The sequence below is a fragment of the Nocardia sp. NPDC050713 genome, from assembly GCF_040654315.1.
In the GTDB taxonomy this organism is placed as follows: domain Bacteria; phylum Actinomycetota; class Actinomycetes; order Mycobacteriales; family Mycobacteriaceae; genus Nocardia.
Window position 1 is genome coordinate 361,456 of sequence record NZ_JBFAHS010000005.1, and the last position, 12,336, is coordinate 373,791.

Here is a 12,336-nt window from a genome sequence, read left to right on the forward strand (position 1 = left end):
ACCGATCAGCCGACTTCGCTGATGCCCTTGCGGTGCCGCTGCGCGAGTTCGGCATAGAACCCCGGGTTCAGCTGCACCCACATCTGCGCCTGGGTGCCCTCGATCGGGCGCTTCACCTCCGCGGGGGCACCGGCCGCGAGCACACCGTCCGGGATCTCGGTGCCCGGCGGCACCAGCGAATGCGCGGCGATCATGCTGCCCGCGCCGATCTTGGCCAGGTCGAGCACCGTGGTGCCGTTGCCGACGATCGCCTCGGCGCCGACGGACGCGCCGTGGAAGACCACGCTGTGCGCGATGGTCGCGCCGGGGCCGATCTCCATCGGCACGTCCGGCGGAACGTGCAGCACGGCGTTGTCCTGGATGTTGGCGCGTTCCCGGATGGTGATCGGGGCGAGGTCGGCGCGCAGCACCGCGCCGTACCAGATCGAGGCGCCCGCCTCGACCCGCACGTCACCGATCAGCGTCGCGGTCGGCGCGACGAACGCCGTCGGATCGACCTGCGGTCGCTTGCCTTCGAATTCGTAGAGTGGCACGGCTACAGGTCTACCAGCGCCGGGGCGGCCGCTACCACCGCTCGGATCGCGCGGTGGTCTTCTCGGCGGCGGTCAGCATGGGGCGCAGGTGGGCGGCGAAGGTCTCCGCGGTCACCGGCGCGATGTGTACGTCGGCGCCGGTGCGGACGGCGTAGCGACCGTCCTCGGCGACATCGATCCAGCACAGCACCCCGAACGGCTTCAGCTCGTCGGCGCGGCGGACGGACACGACGATCTGGCCGATGCCGTCGCGCGGACGGGCGAGCAGGCGGCGGATCCGCGCGGGCGCGGACGGACCCGACACCGGAACGGTCACCAGATCGCGGCTGTCCTCCTTGACCCGCGACAGCGGCGAACTGAGCCGGGCCACGGTGCCGGGCGGGTTCTCCGGAAGCATCGAGATCACCCGGGCGGGCAGGCTTTTCGGGCTGCCGACGACCAAGCGGATGTCGCCGCCGCGGTCGGGTGTCGGGCCAGGGCGTTGTGTGGCGACCACCGCGACGTTGCCGGAAGCGACGCCGAGGACACGCACGGGCTTGACGGCGCCGTGGACAGGGGCGTCCGACGGCTCCGCGGACGCACCGATGGCGAATTCCGCTGCGTCCGTGAGTTGTTCGTCGTCCGGCGCGGCGGTGCGGCTGGTCGGCCGGTGCTCGCCGAACACCTCGACCCGCACGGTCGGCCGGGCGAGCAGCCGCAGCGCGGCCTCCAGATCGGCGTCCAGCGTCCGCTCGCACCACGCGTCCAGTGCGGGCAGTTGGGCCGCTCGCTCCACCGAGTCGCGTGCCGAGAGCCGAACGGCCAGCGGGTACGGGATACGGTCACCGTCGGTGCGCTCCCAGGCCATGGCGAACTGGTCCGGGGTCAGCGTCCAGTTCACTCCAGCTCGGTCCATTCGCCGACGACCGGTGGCGTGGTCGGATCGAGTTCGCCGATCAGCTCGCCCGTTTCGTCCGCGGGTTCGAGGAAGGTCAGGTCGTCGTCGATCCAGTGCAGCTCGTCGTCCTCGTCCTCGGCGCGGGCGGCCGCGGCCTTGGACGCGACGCTGGAACCGTGCCGGGTGGTGTCGGCCGCGGCGAGCGCGCCGCCCATCAGCCCGCCGACGGCGCCCGCGCCCATACCGGTGACTGCCTCGCTGTTGGCCTCCCTGCGCCGTTCCTCGCGCTTGCGCTCGTCCTCGGCGGCGGTCGTGCCGCTGCTGGGCAGCGTCGCGCCGGGCAGCGCGGCGGAGGCGGCGCCGACCGGTGCCGAAAGGACTTGGCGCGGTGCGCGTTCCGTCGTCGAGGCGGCAGCGGCCGCCGGCGCCTCGGCCGCGACGGTGACGGGCTTGGCCGCGGCGGGCGTCGTGTCCGCGACGGATGGGGCGGTGAGCGGTCCGGCGGACGCCGGGGTCACCGTCGCCGGGGTCGTGTCGGTGGCCGCTGACCGCTCCGGTTCGGGTTCGGTCTCCCGCACCGGTTCCGCGATCGGCGCGGGCGTCGACGCGAGTGTCGAAACAGGTTGGGCTCCAGGGCTATTCACCGTGCTGGCCGGAATGCCCTGAGCAGTGCCCGGTGTGCTGCCGCCCGGAGTGATGCCCGTCGGGACGATCGGCGCGTCGTCCGCGAACGCCGGGACCCCCGAACCGCTTCGCAGGAACGCGTCGGCGTAGATGGTGTCCATGGCCTGCACGACGTCTTGGCGGTCGTGCTCGGTGGTCTTCTGGGTGGTGATGTTGCCGGTCGCCTGATTCGGATCCAGCAGTGCCGCAGCGAGATCCGGCTCCGCGCCGGACGGCGAACCGACCGCGGACCGCAACGTCTCGGCGGCGTCGCCCGCTTGGCCGAGTCGCTGCGCCACCGCCGCCATCACATCGGCGAGCTGCTGGCCGCGCTGTTCGAAATCACGCACCGCGTCGGCGGCGGTCTGCGCGGCGCCGCCGCGCCAGCCGTCGGCGATGGTGGAGCGAATCTCGTTGTGCGCCTGCGCAACCGACTCGGTCAGGCCGGTCGCCGAGGTCTGCCAGGCCTGCTGACCGGCGTTGAGCACCGCCGGGTCGAGCAGCTGCACCTTGCCGTGGATTTCCTGGTGGGTGAGGTTGTCGAAGACCTCGACGCTCGGCGCGTAGGCCGGATCGACGCGGGTGTGCGGCGCGCGTTCGGTCTGGTACGGAATCTCACGCATGCGCGGCTCCCGTCGCGTCCACCCGGGCGACCGCGGCCGCGAATTCGGTGTCGGCCTCGGTGTAGGCCGTCGCGGCGGCGCGGAAGGTCTGGGCGAGCGCCCGCGCCGAGTCGGCGTAGTCGCGCAGCCTCGCGATCGCGCCCTCGGCCTTGTCCTCGAAACCGCTCCGCAGTGCGGCGCCGGAGGCGAAACCGCCGAAACCGGGGAGCGATACGGCCGCGCTCAGCACTCCGATCTGCGCTTCCACCTCGTCGGCGAGCTGCTCGTAGCGCCGGGCGCACCGTTCGGGCGCGCCGTCGGCGACCAGCACGCCGTCGATCCAGAGCCTGCCCTCGTCGACCGCTTGGTTCAGTGCCGTGACCTGTGGCCGCATCGCGCTGTCTTGTGGTTGCACCGCCCCGTCCCCCTTGTCTCCTCATCGTGCCGCGTCGTGCGGCCGTACTCGGTTCACGCGTGCCGTGCCAACCCCACGACGACGCTCTGCATCCAGTCCGCGATGTCGGCGCCGACCCGCGCGTGCACCGGCTCGTGCAGCAGATCGTGCCCGGCGTCGGCGTACTCGCGTAAATCTACCCATTCGTGGCGTCCAGTCCAGACCCGCATCGCATCGATCGGGGCGCGGCGGTCCTCCGTCCCGTGCACCGCGAGGATCGGAAGGTCGGACGGAAGCGGGGTGCCGGGAGCACCGGGCAGACCGCTGCCGAGCGCGCGGCGCGGCACCGCCGAGAGCACCAGACCGCTCAGCGTGCCGGGGTCGATGCTCGGGACGGTCGGGAAGTTCGCCTCGACGGCGTTGAGGTCGGTGGCCGTGCTCGCGTCCGGGACCGCGGCGCCGAGCATGCCGAGCGCAGTGACCGCGCCGAGCGAATGGCCCATCAGCACCAACGGCGTGTCCGGCAGTTCGACGCGCGCCAGTTCCACCAGCCTGGTCGCGTCCGCGACCAGCTCGGCGAGGGTGCCGGGATGCGCGGGATCGCCTTCGCTGAGGCCGTGGCCCGCGGTGTCCAGCCCCCACACTTCGGTACCGATCGTCCGTAGGTATCGGGCGAACCGGTGGTAGTGGCCGCTGTGCTGGCCGATACCGGGCAGTAGCATCGCCACCGCCGCGGGGTGGTCGACCGTCCAGCGCCGATAGTGCAGCCTGCCGCGCGTGCCGTCGAAGTAGAGCATGCACTGATAGTGCCAAACCTTCTGCACTTCAGGGGACTTCACCATCCCAGGGAAATAGGAGTTACACTGCGCGCGTCGCGGTGCAGATCAGGAGGTCCCAGGTGTCGATCGTCGAGTTGCCCGCGCTTTTGCGGCGCGCGGTTCCCGCGCTCGCCGTCGCTCTGTCCTGCGCCGGAGTCGCCGCCCCGAGCGCCATCGCGGAACCGAGCCCCGTTTGCGCGCACGCTACGTCGACGACCGCGCTGCCCGCTGCCGTCGCGGTGCTGGACTGGTCGGAGAACCTGGCCTTCGACCGGCAGGGCAATCTCTGGGTGTCCCGGCTGTACCGCAACGAGGTGCAGCGCTACGACGACGCCGGGCGGTTGACCGCCACGGTCCGGGTGGAGTTTCCCGGCGCGGTCCGGCTCGGACCCGACGGGCTGATGTACGCCGTCTACGGCGACTCGCCGACCAGCGTCGTGCGCCCCGGCGGCGTCGTCCGATTCGACCCGGCCGCCGCCGAACCCCGCCCCGAGATCTTCGTGTCCGGATTCACGATGCCCAACGGCGCGGCCTTCGACGCCGACGGCACGCTCTACGTCGCCTCCGCGACCGGCGTGATCCGCATCGGTCGCGACGGCGTCGTCGACGCGGGCTGGACCGAGCGAGCCGAGCTCAACGCCAACGGCATCGCCGTGCGCGACGGCACGGTGTACCTGACCTCCAACGGCGGTCCGCTCGGGCGGGTCCTGCGTTTCCCGGTCACCGAACCGGAGCATCGCACCGTCCTCGCCGATCTGACGTCCGCGCTTCCCGGCGTCCCCGATTTCGCCGACGACCTGCTGGTAGACGACGCGGGCGCGGTCTATGTGACCACGCTGTCCGGCCAGCTGGTCCGGATCGATCCGAGCGGCCAGTCCTGCCAAGTTCTCACGGCCGAGCCGATGACGTCGGTCGCGGCGGTGCCCGGCCGTCCCGGTGAATTCCTCGCCGGTACCGAGCGCGGAACGATTCTGCGCATCCAGCTGGCCCCCTGAGGCAACCCCGTCTCGGCTGGCGGCCGGACATCGTGAGTTTGCTCGGCCACCATTTCTCTCCCGCCGATTTCCGCGACCCAGTCCGGCAGTCTCCGCGCGCAACCGTCCGGCCGTCAGCGTGCGCAGGCCGCTGTCGAACGGCGTTCTGCTGCCCGGTGATTCGTCCTCGACCACCCGAGCTGGGACCGCGCACGCTTCGACGCGGCGATATCGTCCAACTCGACGCGGGAACGCCGGTGCGAATCCGGGGCTGTCCCGCAACTGTCGCCGAGCAGCAATCCGCCGATGCTCAGCGGCGAAACCGATTGCTAGGACAGCGGTGCGGGTTCGACCGGGGGGAGCGAAGATTCGATTCGAGACGCGATGGTGCGGAGTTGCTCGGTCAGCTCAGGGGATGCGTGTACTCGGAAGGGAACGCCGAGCGCGAGTAGGCGGTGGGTCAACCATTCGGGGGAGTCGTCGCGGGTAGCGGTCAGGCGGCAGGTGTCGTCGTCGAGGGGAGTGAGGTCGCCCGGGTCGTCGCCGAGGCGGCCCGTCACCCGCGCGACCGGCGCAGAGATCGTCACTTGCACGCGGTAAGACGGTGCGCCCCAATCGGTTCGGCGGCCCGCGACGTAGTCGGCAGGGGAGGCGGCGGGTAGTGGACGCGGGGTGAATCGTGCGCCGGTGGGTTGCGGACGTTCGATCCGATCCACGCGGAAGACGCGCCAGTCCGCGCGATCGAGGTCGTGGCCGAGGAGATACCACCGGCGGCGGATCGGAACGAGGCCCACTGGCTCCACATGGCGCCGGGAACTGCCGCCCGCGTACCCGAAACGGGTTCGCTCCCTGTTGGTTACGGCCGCGGCCAAGGTGCTCAACACTTCCGGGTCGACGGTCGGTCCCTCGTGCGCGGGCGTCGCGGTGGCCGCCCCGAGGACGCGCACCCGGCGGCGCAGCTTGGCGGGCAGGACCTGCTCCAGTTTGGCGAGCGCACGCACCGAGGCCTCCTCGATGCCCGCGACCGCGGATCCGGCCGCCGCCCGCAGTCCGACCGCGATGGCGACAGCTTCGTCGTCGTCGACGAGCAGCGGCGGCATGGCCGTGCCCGCCACCAATCGATAGCCGCCCGTCGCGCCCATCGTCGCCTCCACCGGATAGCCGAGTTCGCGCAGCCGGTCGACGTCGCGGCGCACGGTGCGGTCGGTGACGCCGAGGCGTTCGGCCAGTTCGCTGCCGGAGAATTCGCGCGGGGTCTGCAACAGCGAGAGCAGCCGGAGCAGCCGGGCCGGGGTGTCGTTCACGAATTCCAGAATCCCAGAAAACTAGGACATAGATGGTCCTATATGGCTTCTAGCGTAGTTCTCATGACGAACCCCATCCGCCCCTTCCGCATCGACATCCCGCAGGCCGAGATCGACGACCTGAACGACCGGCTCGCCCGCACCCGCTGGTCCGCGCAGTTGCCCGGCTCGGATCGCGGTGTAGCGGTCGATTACCTGCGCGAGCTCGCCGAGCACTGGCGCACCCGCTTCGACTGGCGCGAGCAGGAGGCGGCGCTCAACGAACTCCCGCAGTTCGTCACCGAAATCGACGGTCTCGACGTGCATTTCGTGCACGTCGAGTCGTCCGAGCCGGATGCGCTTCCGCTGCTGCTGACCCACGGCTGGCCCAATTCGTTCGTCGAGTTCACCAAGACCATCGGCCCGCTGGCCGACCCGAGGGCGCACGGCCTCGACCCCGCGCAGGCGTTCCACGTCGTGGTGCCCTCGGTGCCGGGTTTCGCGTTCTCCGCCGCGCCGACGGACGAGATGACCACCGGCCGAGTGGCGCGGATGTGGGTGGAGTTGATGGACCGCCTCGGCTACCGGCGCTACGGCGTCCAGGGCGGCGACCTCGGCGCGTATGTCGCACCGGAGATGGCGCTGGCCGCGCCGGATCGAGTGGTCGGCGTGCACCTCGACGGCGGCATCGGCATGCCGACCGCGGCCGACGTGCCGACCATGTCCGCCGAGGAACGCGCGGAATGGGATCTCATGCAGCAGTGGATGACCGGCGGCGTCGACCACCACACGCTGTTGCGGGCCGCGCCGCAGACCTTCGCGCACGCGTGGAACGATTCGCCGGTCGGGCTGCTGGCCTGGCAAATACAGAAGTTCCAGGAATTCACGCCGCTGGTCGACCACCTCGAGGAGGCGATCGACCGCGACCACCTGCTGACCAACGTCAGCCTGTACTGGTTCACCGCCACCGCGGGCACCTCGTCCTGGCCGATGTACGCCGGACTCGGCGAGGACGGTTTCGCCTGGCCCACGGGCCAGAAGCTGGTCCCGACCGGCGTCTACGGCGGCGGCTCCGCGCTCATGCGGCGACTCGCCGAACAGGACAACGACATCGCGCACTGGCCCGAGGGCAACACCGGCAACCACTTCGTCGCGATGGAGGTCCCGGACATGCACGTCGCCGACATCCGCGCGTTCTTCGCGAAGCTCGCCTGAGCGTCGCGGCCGACTACACCCGGCGCGACGCGTGACGGCAGTCGGCGTCCCTGCCCCGCGGTTTCGGCAGGCGGCGCCGGCGTCTGTCGGCATGCCCGACAGATCATAGACATCTGTCCATGTATTCTAGACATCTGTCTATGAAATGGAGAGGATGCGAGATGGAGACGACTGCGAATGTGTTGGTCGGCCTGGTTGCCGCGCTGCACGTGTACATCTTGGTTCTGGAGATGTTCCTGTGGGAGAGGAAGCCGGGCCGCAAGCTCTCCGGCTTCGATGCCGCGATGGCTCGTGCCAGCGCTCCGCTCGCCGCGAACCAGGGTCTCTACAACGGATTCCTGGCGGCCGGGCTGATCTGGGCTCTGATCGCCGAGAATCCGACCAGGTTCCAGGCCCAGGTCTTCTTTCTCGGCTGCGTGATCGTCGCCGGGCTGTACGGCGGTTTCACCGCCAACCGGCGGATTCTGATCGCCCAGGCATTGCCCGGGGCGCTGGCGCTCGGCGCCGTTCTGCTGGCACGGTGACCGCCGTGCAGGCAGATCCCCGGACGGCACGGACCCGGGCAAAGCTGCGCGAGGCACTGCTGGAGGAGTGTGCCAGCCGTCCACTGGCCGAGGTCAGTGTCGCCGCGCTGGTGCGCCGGGCCGGAGTCGGCCGCGCCACGTTCTATCTCCACTACGCCGACCTGGAGGCGGTCGCCGTCGACGCCTGCGCCGATGTCGTCCGCGATGCGGTGGACGCCCTGCACGCCTGGCGCGGTACACCCGACCCTGCCAGCCCGCCGCCAGCCCTGCTCGCCTTCTTCGACCTTCTGACCCCGCACGCCGGGCTCTATCGGGAACTGTTGCGCCCGGGCGGCGGCGGTCCGCTCGGGCGCGTACTCCATCACGATCTGCGTGCCCGCAGCCATGCCGAGCGCATCCTGGTCGGCGCGCCGGAGCCCGCCCTGGTCGCCTCGGCTGTGGCCGCGACCTTCGCCGGGGTGCTCGCCGACTGGCTACACGGGCTGATCGAGGCGACCCCCGCCGAGATCGCGCAGCGGGTATGGCGCCTGCTCGTCACCCTGCACCGCACCCCGCTGCCCGAATGACCGCGGCCTGCCGCGGAGTTCACCCAATCCGTCGCCGGAAGCGTTAGGGCCTAAGAGGTGGGGATGCCGCTTGTGGGCGCGGTGGGGGCGGCGCTCGGTGCGGATTGCGGGGCGGGCGCGACCGGCGCATCGGGCACCACGAAAGTGCCGACCGTCGGCGTCATCACGCAGTGCGCGCCGGGATATCCGATGATCCCCCACATCGACGCGATGACGGTGCCGGGTCCGCTGTGCACGGTCTTGGACAGCGTCGGCAGGTTGAACTCGGTGACGTCGTCGAGCGCGTCGAGGCCGCTGCGTCCGTTGTTGACGTTGACCCACGCCACGACGAGTCCGGAGGTGAGCGGGGCGCCCGAGTGCGACGGGGTGGCGCTGAAGCGCAGGGTGCCCGGCTCCGGGTTCGCGCCCTGGTTCGGGTTGACGCCCTCGGTGGTGCCCGCCGCGATGATCGTGGTGATGGGGCCGTGCGTGCCGCAGCCGAAAGTGGGCGCGGCGTAGGCGAAGGGCGCCCAGTTGCCCGCGATGTCGCGCAGCTGGGCGACATCGACGAGCTTGGTGTAGTTGCCGAGCGCTTCGACGCCCGCGCGTGCGGCCTGGTCGGTTCCGGCTCGCTCGGTGAGGTGGGCGACGGCCTGATCGATCGACGCGTCCGGCGCCGCGGCGGCGGGTCCGGCGAAGGTCAGAACGGCGCCGATGCCGAGGGAGGTCACAGTCGCGGCCGCGCGTGCGAAGGTTCTGCCGTTCACCTTGTTCTCCTCGAATACCAACCCGGGGCTTCCCCGACCCTGGCCAGCAACGTACCAGTTCGCCATGACCGCCGCCGAGTGGGCCGAGCGAGATTTCCCGGTCGCCTGACGGGTTGCATGGCCGCCCGTGGATCGATGTCGGCGACGTCTTCTGCGGACCGGACCGCGAATGTGATCCACTCGACAGTGGCGGATTACCGCGGGGTAGGTTTGACTCGGAAGTACGAGACACAACGGGAGTTGCGTATGAAATTATCCCTGTCCCCCGACGAGGTGGCCTTCCGCGACGAGCTGCGGCAGTTCTACCGCACCGAGATCCCCGCGGAGATCCGTGAGCGCGTCAAGTACGGCCATGAGCTCTCCCGCGAAGACGTCGTCACGGCCCACAAGATCCTCAACGACAACGGCCTCGCCGTGCCGAACTGGCCGGTGGAGTGGGGCGGCAAAGACTGGACCCCGATGCAGCGCCACATCTGGCAGGACGAGATGCAGCTGGCCTCGGTGCCCGAGCCGCTGACGTTCAACGCCCAGATGGTCGGCCCGGTCATCGCCCACTTCGGCTCGCAGGAGATCAAGGAACGCTTCCTCCCCGCGACCGCGGCCCTCGACATCTGGTGGTGCCAGGGCTTCTCCGAGCCGGACGCCGGTTCGGACCTGGCGTCGCTGCGCACCACCGCGGTGCGCGACGGCGATTCCTACATCGTCAACGGCCAGAAGATCTGGACCACGCTGGCTCAGTACGCCGACTGGATCTTCTGCCTGGTCCGGACCGATCCGACCGCGCAGAAGAAGCAGGCGGGCATCTCCTTCCTGCTGTTCGACGTGAAGAGCCCCGGCGTCACCATCCGCCCGATCAAGCTGATCGACGGCGGCTACGAGGTGAACGAGGTCTTCTTCGAGAACGTGCGGGTGCCCGCCGATCAGCTGGTCGGCGAGGAGAACATGGGCTGGACCTACGCCAAGTTCCTGCTCGGCAACGAGCGCACCGGCATCACCGGCGTCGGCCGCACCAAGGTGAAGCTCGGCGTCGCCAAGGACTACGCGCGCCAGATCAAGTCAGGCTCCGGCTCGCTGCTGGAGGACCCGGTGTTCGCCGCGCGGATCGCCGAGCTGGAGAACGAACTGCTCGCGCTCGAGCTCACCCAGCTGCGGGTGGTCTCGAACTCCACGGAGGGCAAGCCGAACCCGGCCTCCTCGGTGCTCAAGCTGCGCGGCTCGGAGCTGCAGCAGGCCGCCACCGAGCTGTTGCTCGACATCGCGGGACCGGACGCGCTTCCGGTCGACGCGGAGGACATCGCCTCCCCCGGCTGGGCCCAGCGCAGCGGCCCCAGCTACCTCAACTACCGCAAGACAACCATCTACGGAGGTTCGAGCGAGGTGCAGCGCACCATCATCGCCTCCACGATCCTCGGATTGTGAGGCCTGGTCATGGAATTCGAACTCACCGATGAACAGGTCATGCTGCGCGACACCGTGCGCGACGTGCTGGCCCGCAACTACGACCCGGAGTCCCGGCTGAAGGTGACCGACACCGAGCTGGGCTGGAGCCGCGACGTGTGGCGCCAGCTCGCCGAACTCGGCGTGCTCGGCCTCGGTTTCGCCGAGGAGGACGGCGGCGTCGGCGCGGGTCCGGTGGAGACCATGGTCGTGCTCGAGGAGATCGGCCGCCGCCTCGCGCCGGAGCCGCTGCTGGACGCGGTGCTGGTGCCCGGTGCGTTGATCGGTCTGGTCGGCAGCGCCGAACAGCGGCAGCGGATCCTGCCCGACGTCGCTTCCGGCGAGAAGCTGCTCGCCTTCGCGCACGCGGAGCCCGGCGTGCGTTGGCCGTCCACCGATCTCGCGACCAGCGCGGCCGCCGAGGGCGACGGCTACCTGCTGACCGGAGTGAAGAACCCGGTGGCGCACGGCGATTGCGCCGACGAGCTGGTGGTCAGCGCGGTGCTGCCGGGCGGCGGCGTCGGGCTGTTCCTGGTCGCCGCTGCCGGCGAAGGGGTGTCCCGCAAGGTCTTCCGCACCGTCGACGGCCAGCGCGGCGCGCAGATCACCTTCGACAAGGCCCGCGCCGAACTGCTCGGCGACGCGTCCGACGCGTCCGAGGCGGTGCAGATCGCGCTCGGCCACGCGCACGCGGGTCTGTGCGCCGAATCCATCGGCGCGATGGAGGAGTCGCTGCGGCTGACCACCGAGTACCTGAAGACGCGTAAGCAGTTCGGCGTCACGCTGTCGAAGTTCCAGACGCTGACCCAGCGCGCGGCGAACATGTACGTCTCGCTGGAACTGGCGCGCAGCATGAGCCTGTACGTCACCGCGTCGCTCGCCGACGGCGCCAACGACCCGGTGGTCGCCTCGCGGGCCCGCCTTCAGGTCGGACGCGCGGCACGGCACGTCGGGCAGGAAGCCGTTCAGATGCACGGCGGCATCGGCGTCACCGCGGAGTACCCGGTCGGCCACTACGTCGCGCGGCTCACCGCGATCGGCCGGACGCTCGGCGGCGATCTCGACCACCTGAAGGTGCTCAGCGCCCAGGTCGGCGGCTACGACCTGCCGGAGCTGTAGGACCGCTCGGATCGGGCGGCGGTGCGGGCGAAAGCGCCCGTGCCGCCGCCTTATTCGTCTTCGGACTCGGAGGTGTCCGACCGCGGTGTGGTGGTCGGGCGGCGGGTCGTCGGTTCCTCGTCCTCGGTCGGCGGCGGTGTCGTGGCCGACAGCGTCCGGCGCGTGGTCGTCGGTTCCTCGGTTTCCCTTGGCGTTTCGGTTGCGGCGGTGCGCGGCTCCGTGGTGCGTGGCTCCGTGGTGCGCTCGGGCGAGGTGCCGCTGATCTCCGATTGCTCTTCCGGCGGAACGGTCATCGTGCTGTATCCGGCGGGCCTGCGCGGCGGTCCGGCGGGCGCCACATGCCAGCTCGGCGAGGGCGGAATGACGATGCGCGGCACCGTGGCGCTGGAACCGTCGTCACGGACCACGGCCGCGGCGGCCGGGCCGTCCTTGAGCGGCGGTGGCGGGACGTAGGTGTCCTCGCCGCCGATCCCGCAGGAGCCGATGAGGACCAGACCGAGCGAGACCGCTCCCACTGCGATCGCCGGACCCGCGATCTTGGCCCTGCTGCTCTCCATCCGGGACACTCCTCGTGTGTTTCGAGTG

At 70.5% G+C, this 12,336-nt stretch carries 14 protein-coding genes and 1 riboswitch; of the genes, 6 read left to right on the forward strand and 8 right to left on the reverse strand.

All coding sequences use genetic code 11. The annotated features are described in order from the left end of the window. Nucleotides 1-5: 5 nt before the first annotated feature. The 5 genes from AB0H49_RS13150 to AB0H49_RS13170 are packed head-to-tail and all read right to left on the reverse strand — an operon-like array spanning nucleotide 6 to nucleotide 3,866. Nucleotides 6-533: a gamma carbonic anhydrase family protein gene (locus AB0H49_RS13150; RefSeq protein ID WP_355001809.1), complete on the reverse strand. Its 528-nt coding sequence runs from the start codon at nucleotides 531-533 to the stop codon at nucleotides 6-8. A 31-nt stretch (nucleotides 534-564) separates the two neighbouring features. After that, entirely contained in the window at nucleotides 565-1,413 is an 849-nt protein-coding gene (locus AB0H49_RS13155; RefSeq protein ID WP_357250746.1) for an ESX secretion-associated protein EspG, read from the reverse strand. Beyond that, on the reverse strand, nucleotides 1,410-2,696 hold the full coding sequence (locus tag AB0H49_RS13160) for a hypothetical protein (RefSeq protein WP_357250749.1): 1,287 nt from the start codon (nucleotides 2,694-2,696) through the stop codon (nucleotides 1,410-1,412). Before AB0H49_RS13160 ends, AB0H49_RS13155 begins: the two co-directional genes overlap by 4 nt. Then, a complete protein-coding gene (locus AB0H49_RS13165; protein WP_355001806.1) occupies nucleotides 2,689-3,090 on the reverse strand; it encodes a hypothetical protein in 402 nt (133 codons plus the stop codon). The genes AB0H49_RS13160 and AB0H49_RS13165 overlap by 8 nt, the downstream gene beginning before the upstream one ends. 53 nt (nucleotides 3,091-3,143) lie before the next feature. After that, nucleotides 3,144-3,866: an alpha/beta hydrolase gene (locus tag AB0H49_RS13170; RefSeq protein WP_357250752.1), complete on the reverse strand. Its 723-nt coding sequence runs from the start codon at nucleotides 3,864-3,866 to the stop codon at nucleotides 3,144-3,146. A gap of 101 nt (nucleotides 3,867-3,967) precedes the next feature. Here AB0H49_RS13170 and AB0H49_RS13175 point away from each other — a divergent pair, with 101 nt between their 5' ends. After that, a complete protein-coding gene (locus tag AB0H49_RS13175; RefSeq protein WP_357250755.1) occupies nucleotides 3,968-4,882 on the forward strand; it encodes a hypothetical protein in 915 nt (304 codons plus the stop codon). Between the two features lie 193 nt (nucleotides 4,883-5,075). Beyond that, nucleotides 5,076-5,185, forward strand: a riboswitch (cobalamin riboswitch). Between the two features lie 5 nt (nucleotides 5,186-5,190). Here the strand turns inward: AB0H49_RS13175 and AB0H49_RS13180 are convergent. Next, nucleotides 5,191-6,165: a YafY family protein gene (locus AB0H49_RS13180; protein WP_357250758.1), complete on the reverse strand. Its 975-nt coding sequence runs from the start codon at nucleotides 6,163-6,165 to the stop codon at nucleotides 5,191-5,193. 63 nt (nucleotides 6,166-6,228) lie between these two features. On the opposite strand from AB0H49_RS13180, the gene AB0H49_RS13185 reads away from it, so the two are divergent. From AB0H49_RS13185 to AB0H49_RS13195, 3 genes are all read left to right on the forward strand, one after another. Then, nucleotides 6,229-7,359: an epoxide hydrolase family protein gene (locus tag AB0H49_RS13185; protein ID WP_357250761.1), complete on the forward strand. Its 1,131-nt coding sequence runs from the start codon at nucleotides 6,229-6,231 to the stop codon at nucleotides 7,357-7,359. Between the two features lie 161 nt (nucleotides 7,360-7,520). Then, complete coding sequence (locus tag AB0H49_RS13190; protein ID WP_355001801.1) at nucleotides 7,521-7,883, forward strand: DUF1304 domain-containing protein; 363 nt, start codon at nucleotides 7,521-7,523, stop codon at nucleotides 7,881-7,883. Nucleotides 7,884-7,888: 5 nt separating this feature from the next. Next, on the forward strand, nucleotides 7,889-8,449 hold the full coding sequence (locus tag AB0H49_RS13195) for a TetR/AcrR family transcriptional regulator (protein ID WP_357250764.1): 561 nt from the start codon (nucleotides 7,889-7,891) through the stop codon (nucleotides 8,447-8,449). Between the two features lie 50 nt (nucleotides 8,450-8,499). On the opposite strand, the gene AB0H49_RS13200 is transcribed toward AB0H49_RS13195, so the two are convergent. Continuing rightward, nucleotides 8,500-9,195 (reverse strand): hypothetical protein, encoded by a 696-nt coding sequence (locus AB0H49_RS13200; RefSeq protein WP_357250767.1) that lies wholly within the window; start codon nucleotides 9,193-9,195, stop codon nucleotides 8,500-8,502. Between the two features lie 246 nt (nucleotides 9,196-9,441). On the opposite strand from AB0H49_RS13200, the gene AB0H49_RS13205 reads away from it, so the two are divergent. Together AB0H49_RS13205 and AB0H49_RS13210 are read left to right on the forward strand one after the other, a co-directional pair. After that, nucleotides 9,442-10,614 carry an acyl-CoA dehydrogenase family protein gene (locus tag AB0H49_RS13205; protein WP_355001798.1) on the forward strand — a complete coding sequence of 391 codons (1,173 nt, stop codon included), beginning with the start codon at nucleotides 9,442-9,444 and terminating at the stop codon, nucleotides 10,612-10,614. Between the two features lie 9 nt (nucleotides 10,615-10,623). After that, nucleotides 10,624-11,751: an acyl-CoA dehydrogenase family protein gene (locus AB0H49_RS13210; protein ID WP_357250770.1), complete on the forward strand. Its 1,128-nt coding sequence runs from the start codon at nucleotides 10,624-10,626 to the stop codon at nucleotides 11,749-11,751. A gap of 50 nt (nucleotides 11,752-11,801) precedes the next feature. Here the strand turns inward: AB0H49_RS13210 and AB0H49_RS13215 are convergent, their stop codons facing one another. Next, nucleotides 11,802-12,308 (reverse strand): hypothetical protein, encoded by a 507-nt coding sequence (locus tag AB0H49_RS13215; protein WP_355001796.1) that lies wholly within the window; start codon nucleotides 12,306-12,308, stop codon nucleotides 11,802-11,804. Nucleotides 12,309-12,336 lie beyond the last annotated feature (28 nt).

Coding starts and splice junctions, on each gene's coding strand:
- AB0H49_RS13160 (WP_357250749.1), bottom strand. CDS start 2,696: ATGCGTGAGATTCCGTACCAGACCGAACGCGCGCCGCACACCCGCGTC.
- AB0H49_RS13170 (WP_357250752.1), bottom strand. CDS start 3,866: ATGCTCTACTTCGACGGCACGCGCGGCAGGCTGCACTATCGGCGCTGG.
- AB0H49_RS13185 (WP_357250761.1), top strand. CDS start 6,229: ATGACGAACCCCATCCGCCCCTTCCGCATCGACATCCCGCAGGCCGAG.
- AB0H49_RS13190 (WP_355001801.1), top strand. CDS start 7,521: ATGGAGACGACTGCGAATGTGTTGGTCGGCCTGGTTGCCGCGCTGCAC.
- AB0H49_RS13205 (WP_355001798.1), top strand. CDS start 9,442: ATGAAATTATCCCTGTCCCCCGACGAGGTGGCCTTCCGCGACGAGCTG.
- AB0H49_RS13210 (WP_357250770.1), top strand. CDS start 10,624: ATGGAATTCGAACTCACCGATGAACAGGTCATGCTGCGCGACACCGTG.
- AB0H49_RS13215 (WP_355001796.1), bottom strand. CDS start 12,308: ATGGAGAGCAGCAGGGCCAAGATCGCGGGTCCGGCGATCGCAGTGGGA.